The organism is uncultured Blautia sp., assembly GCF_902497045.1.
Classification (GTDB): domain Bacteria; phylum Bacillota; class Clostridia; order Lachnospirales; family Lachnospiraceae; genus Blautia_A.
The window spans coordinates 1-5,626 of record NZ_CABVDF010000188.1 but is presented as its reverse complement, the minus strand read 5'-3'; the positions used below and the strand labels follow the sequence as shown (position 1 = coordinate 5,626).

Annotated in this window: 6 protein-coding genes and 1 pseudogene; all 7 read right to left on the bottom strand. The window is 42.7% G+C overall.

From position 1 onward, the window contains the following. A pseudogene (locus RDS42_RS11785) lies at window positions 1–399 on the bottom strand (hypothetical protein); the annotation flags it as partial. Next, window positions 374–1,276: an ABC transporter ATP-binding protein gene (locus RDS42_RS11780; protein WP_308783830.1), complete on the bottom strand. Its 903-nt coding sequence runs from the start codon at window positions 1,274–1,276 to the stop codon at window positions 374–376. The pseudogene RDS42_RS11785 and the gene RDS42_RS11780, both read right to left, overlap by 26 nt. Further along, window positions 1,269–1,610, bottom strand: coding sequence for a GntR family transcriptional regulator (locus RDS42_RS11775; RefSeq protein WP_308783833.1), 342 nt, complete (start codon window positions 1,608–1,610; stop codon window positions 1,269–1,271). Before RDS42_RS11775 ends, RDS42_RS11780 begins: the two co-directional genes overlap by 8 nt. 208 nt (window positions 1,611–1,818) lie before the next feature. Then, entirely contained in the window at window positions 1,819–2,613 is a 795-nt protein-coding gene (locus RDS42_RS11770) for a CPBP family intramembrane glutamic endopeptidase (protein WP_308783832.1), read from the bottom strand. Window positions 2,614–2,645: 32 nt separating this feature from the next. Beyond that, window positions 2,646–3,293 carry an HAD family hydrolase gene (locus RDS42_RS11765; RefSeq protein ID WP_308783829.1) on the bottom strand — a complete coding sequence of 216 codons (648 nt, stop codon included), beginning with the start codon at window positions 3,291–3,293 and terminating at the stop codon, window positions 2,646–2,648. Between the two features lie 53 nt (window positions 3,294–3,346). Further along, a complete protein-coding gene (locus RDS42_RS11760; protein ID WP_308783828.1) occupies window positions 3,347–4,153 on the bottom strand; it encodes a hypothetical protein in 807 nt (268 codons plus the stop codon). Further along, window positions 4,146–5,342 carry a serine/threonine-protein kinase gene (locus tag RDS42_RS11755; protein ID WP_308783831.1) on the bottom strand — a complete coding sequence of 399 codons (1,197 nt, stop codon included), beginning with the start codon at window positions 5,340–5,342 and terminating at the stop codon, window positions 4,146–4,148. Before RDS42_RS11755 ends, RDS42_RS11760 begins: the two co-directional genes overlap by 8 nt. Between the last annotated feature and the right edge of the window lie 284 nt (window positions 5,343–5,626).

The window sequence follows — 5,626 nt, the reverse complement described above, 5'->3', positions numbered from 1 at the left end:
GGAAATAATAAAAAAGCCCAATTCTTTTTTAGAATCAGACTTTTTCAGTGCCCTTGTATAAATCCGGTTCCAGAACATTCGCGAACGTTTTACTGGAAGACTGTGATAAAAATCTGTCTGACGTTTAGAATACAAATAGATAAACCCATTAATGCCGTTTAAAACTGCTGCCGCTACAGCTACGAATCCTCCTGTAAGAAGAAAACCATCTTTCCACAGATTTTCATAAAGAAATTCCATCTGTTCCGACGTATAGCCGCTTCCCCTCCAGTTGCCTATCATCAGCAGGCTGACTACCGGAAAAGCCAGAAGGAAACCCAGAGTAAGGAACGCAGGAATCCATCCCTTTCCTTTCGATACTGTTTTTACATATTTAGAAGAACAGATTTTTGATTTCATATCCGGCCACCTCCGTTTCACTAATAAAAATTTCTTCAAGCGTAAGAGGAAGAATCTCACAGAATAAAGGATTTTTTTCCTGGATCCGTTCCAGGATTGCAGACCTTGTTCCTCGAGCTGTGATCAGAAGCAGCGAGCCCTGATGTTCCATCTTCAAAATATTAAGTTCTTTCTGAAGCTGCCGTTCCTGCGACTTGTCAGAAAGCACACATTGTATCTTATGTATATGAAACTTCATATCCTCCAGATCTCTGGATAACAGGATCCCTCCTTTATAAAGAAGTCCCACATGGTCGCAGATATCCTCCAGTTCCCGAAGATTATGAGATGCGATCACGGGAGTAAACTCCCTGCTCATGATCTCCGCAGCAAAAAGGCTTTTGACTCCCTGACGCATTACAGGATCCAGTCCGTCAAACGTCTCATCGCAAAGAAGATATTTGGTTCCTGCACTGACTCCCAGAAGCACATTCAGCTGTTTTCTCATCCCCTTTGAAAAACTGCTGATTCTTTTCTTTTCATCCAGTCCAAACTGATGCAGAAACTTATAGAACCTCTGAATATCAAATCTGGGATAATAATACCTGTAAAAATTCGCCATATCTCCCGGTGTATAATCAGATGGAAAATAACTGTCGTCTGATATATAAAACAAAAATGATTTTGCCTTTTCGTCATCATATACCGAAATTCCGTCAATCCTGATTTCTCCCTCATCAGGCTTCATCACCCCTGCGATCATGCGCAAAAGAGTACTTTTGCCTGCGCCGTTGCTTCCTACCAGCCCAAAGACTTCCCTTTCACCAACTTCCAGAGAAACCTTATTTACGGCTTTTACTGCGCCAAACGCTTTGCTGCAGTCCTTAATCTCAATCATGATTCCCCTCCTCATAACATTGGTCTACCACAGTTACCAGTTCCTCTCTGGAAATGCCTATCTCCTGACCTTTATGAACTGTCTGGATCAGTTCTTTGCGGTAATCCCCCCGTTTTTTTTCCTGTATGCTCCTTGTATCTGCCACAAAATTTCCTTTCCCCTTTATCGAATAGATCAATCCCTCCTGTTCTAATTCTGCATATGCACGCTGAATCGTATTGGGATTAATAGAAAGATCCATAGCAAGCTGACGAACAGAGGGAAGTCGGCTCCCGGAAGGCAATGCCTCCTGATAGATTAAAATACGAAAACGTTCTGTAACCTGCTCATAAATCGGTCTGCGATCCTGATGATCTAAAATAATGATGATCTTCTCCTCCCTTCATTTTTTGAAGCGCAAGTGTATTAAGTGTATTAATACACTAATGTTACCATATCAAACCTATCGCTACAAGAAAAGTTTTCTTAAATCTTTATAAAATGAAAAGACCCTTAAAACAGACTTGCGCAATTTTATTACTGCCTGTCTTAAAGGTCTTTTTTTATATCATTCTCGTTTTGGCTGCATTTCTTTTTAAATGCCGGACTCCCACAGTAAATACCACCAAAAGTACTGCTTCCATTGTCAGAACAACCATCACATAGTTTTCTTCCGGTATACGGACAAGCAGCTCCGGCATTACAAGAGACCAGATATTTGCCCCCATATGCAGCAGAACACTGGACCATAAATTTCCTGTAAGTTCCAAGATATATGCAAATACGATGCCAAGGATTCCTGCATAAACTGCCTGTACAAGATTCATATGGTATATTCCAAAGAAAACTCCGGAAATTACAGCTGCCGCTGCCATTTTCATGTGATCCCGAAGACGCAGATAGATCAGCCAGCGAAATACCATCTCTTCCGCCACCGGCGCTATGATCCCCATCCAGAAGATCAGCATAAAAAAGCTTTTTCCGCTCATGATCTGTTCCATATTTTCCTGATACGCCTGAACATTCAGGATATTCTGAAGCATAGCCACCAGAATATTTGCAAACACAGAACATGCTGCGCCCAGAAGAAGCAGAAGTAAAACAGTCCCCGGAGTCAGTTTTCGTCCTGGTTTTTCCGGTATAAGACCGCCCAGCACTCGCGCATTTCTGTCTTTTTTATAAAAAAATACACATGGCAGCATCGTCAAAAGAGCAGAAATTCCCGTAAGAAAAATTGTATAGGAAGCAAAATCTTCCACTGTTCCGCCCATCCCATATAAGATCACAGCTAAAGCTGTATTGGCAATAACCTGACTGATCAGAAAATGGATCCCGCAGGGATATACTGCCCTCCACACCTGCTTCAAAGGACTCTGTTTATGCAGAGGGCTTAAGAGAAAAAACCAAGCACTTCCTGCGCAGAATCTACAATCTTTAACGGATTTGCATTTTTCAGTTCTTCTTCTGAACCATATCCATAAGAGACTGCCAGGCACTTAAGCCCGGCTTTACGGGCGCCAAAAACATCATGCTCCTTGTCTCCTACCATAACCACCTGATCCCGGTGATCTGCCATATGGAGCCGGTCAAGCGCTTCTTCGATCACATCAGCCTTACTTGTCCGTCCACCATTCATTTCGCTTCCTACGATTTCATGAAAATATTTTGTAAGATCAAAATGATCCAGCACTTTTTTTACAAAACGCTCTGGTTTGGAAGAAGCCACCGCCAGGATATATCCTTTTCCTCTCAGCTTATCCAGCATATCCTCCACACCTGGATATACCTCATTCTCAAATATTCCGATATCTGTATATCGTTCTCTGTAATACTCAACCGCCTTGACCGCTGTTTCCTCATCCAGACCTGCGTATTTCATAAACTGCTGAAGCAGAGGCGGGCCTACAAATACTTCAAGCTTTTTAAGATCCGGCTCCGGCTGCCCCAGTTTTTCCAGTGCATACTGCACAGATTTTGTTATTCCCTCGCCTGATTCTGTCAGTGTTCCATCCAGATCAAATAAAATCACTTTATACATAAATTCCTCCAATGTGTATGAATCAAAAGTTTCTACTTATCAGAAACAGTATATCATGATTTATTTTTTTCGTCTATGAAAATTCCGTGCACATGATCTCCATAATCCAGAACTGCCAGTTCCGTAACAACTTTCTCCACCAAGGGATCCTGTTGACTTTTTTGTACTGGAACAATACAATCTCCCTGCCATTCCCATTTGGTATCTTTTCCATTTATTTTTAAATAAAGTATCTGCACTTCCCGTTTTTCCCGGATTCTCAGGCATGGATTTCTGTCTGTTTCGCCTTTCCAGCATAGCAGTTTTGGAGCCTCTTCTGACTTCCAGAACTTTGTTTTTTCTTTCTCAGTATTCTTTATTTCAGTGGGAAGAGCAGACGGTTCAGGAAATGCTGGAGAGGGAACTGCTGTAACCGCAGGCAAAAGTGACGGAGAGAGTTCTGGCGTCAAAGAGGGCGAAGGTACCGCTGCAGGTGTATTGCTCATGACCGTTTCCCAGGTGTTTTGCGCTTCTCCGCCAGACCAGAAGGTTTCCTGAGAAATACCGGCATTTCCTGATGCTTCATTTTCCGGCGCATAAACGTTCCCTGTATTTTCCTGAACCGGATACGAGACTCCTCCTGTCTCTCCCCCCTCTTCCTCCTGTGGTTCCGTATCTTCCCAGATTTCTTCCTGCGGCTCATCTTGAACTCCCGGATTCCCTGCCGCTTCATCCCAATCCCAGGGAAGCTCTGTATTTTCTCCTGTTCCCATCTCTACCTGAAAGCCTCCAAGCTCCTGATCTGCAGACATAGCCGATATATTCCCGGAATACATCAGCAGCACGATCATAAGGATTGCATTCCCGAATTTTTTATTCATAATCTCCCTCCGTATATTTCTTTAAATACTGGTTCCATATCCTAAAATTCCATCCTCTCTGTTTCAGCTTTTCCTTTTTTCTTTTTCTCTTGAATTTTTCATATAGATCCAGGCTCTCCTCTCCCCTTCCCTGTCTTGCCAGGAACAGACCATAAGCGGCATATTCCTCTTCTTTTGCACTTCTTTCCTTTGTAAGCTGTCTGTAATATCCCTCCGCCTTTACCAGATTTCCCTGAAGCTCACTGTTTTCTGCCAGCAGATATAAAAGCCTGATCTGCTGCTCCGGTCTGTCATATAGATACAGTAAGCTCCTGCTATGTTCCTCTACCTGACTGAATACTATTTCCCGGATATTTTTTCCTCCGGATTGAAAATCCATTGTCCCATACAGAGAAATCACAGAAGAAACAGCTGTTTCAAAAGAAACCAATGGTTTCTGTATACCTATATAAATACGCAAGCACAAAACAGCAGTCATGATCCCGCACATAAGCAAAGCAAGGCCACGCCATCTCTTCAAGGATAACGGCTGGAGTTTTTTCAGCCCGTCTATGGCATTTTCTGCATTTTTCCATCTTTTTTCCGGTTGTGTACGGCAGCATTTCCAGATAAAAAACGCCAGATAGGGATATTGCACAAAACACTGAAAACGTCTTTTTCCGCAAAGGCTCTCCAGTGTTTTTCCAAATGCGTAAATATCACTGGTTTCTTTTATGATTCCCTGATACTGTTCCGGCGCTGCGTACCCCTTTGTTCCATAGCACAGGGTCTTCTGCCTGTCATACCCCAGTACCGCACTTCCAAAATCAATCAGATACAAGGCTCCATTATCCGTCAGCATCAGATTTTCCGGCTTCAGATCTCCATAATAAACAGCCGGTTTTCTGGAATGAAGATAAGACAAGATATCCAGTATCCTTCTTCCCATAAAAATTATCTCTTCTGCCGAAAATGTCCTGCCTTCTTCCAGATACTGTCTCAGGGATTTTCCCTGAATATATTCCATCACCAGAAAACATCTGTCTTTCTGCTCTGTGTAATCGATCATCCGAGGCAGCGACGGATGGTCCAGAAGACGCAGAAATTCCGCTTCCTTTTTTCTTTCCAAAGGCAGTTCTTTCACCGCCCGGTAAATACCCAGATCGATGTCCCTGGCAAGATACAGTGTTCCCTGTCCTCCTTTGCCGATCCGGTCTACAATACAGTATCTCCCTTTTAAAATGATTCCGATCAGTTCGATGCGATCCTCTCCCCTCGTCTTTCTACATACAGGAAAACTTCAAGTCAGGCGGACAGACTTTGTACAAATACCCACAGCCGAATCCTGCATATTGATTTTTTTCAAAAATGGAAAACTGCCGGAAGAATCCCGGCAAAAAGATAAGATTTCTGTCTGCTTATTATAGCACAGATTGTTCTGAATAATTCTAAACTTTTTATAAAAACAAAAAGACCCCTTATCCGACAGGAAAT

What these genes read in the sequence shown, in the direction of transcription:
- RDS42_RS11780 (WP_308783830.1), bottom strand. Translation starts at nt 1,276, where the DNA reads ATGATTGAGATTAAGGACTGCAGCAAAGCGTTTGGCGCAGTAAAAGCC.
- RDS42_RS11765 (WP_308783829.1), bottom strand. Translation starts at nt 3,293, where the DNA reads ATGTATAAAGTGATTTTATTTGATCTGGATGGAACACTGACAGAATCA.
- RDS42_RS11760 (WP_308783828.1), bottom strand. Translation starts at nt 4,153, where the DNA reads ATGAATAAAAAATTCGGGAATGCAATCCTTATGATCGTGCTGCTGATG.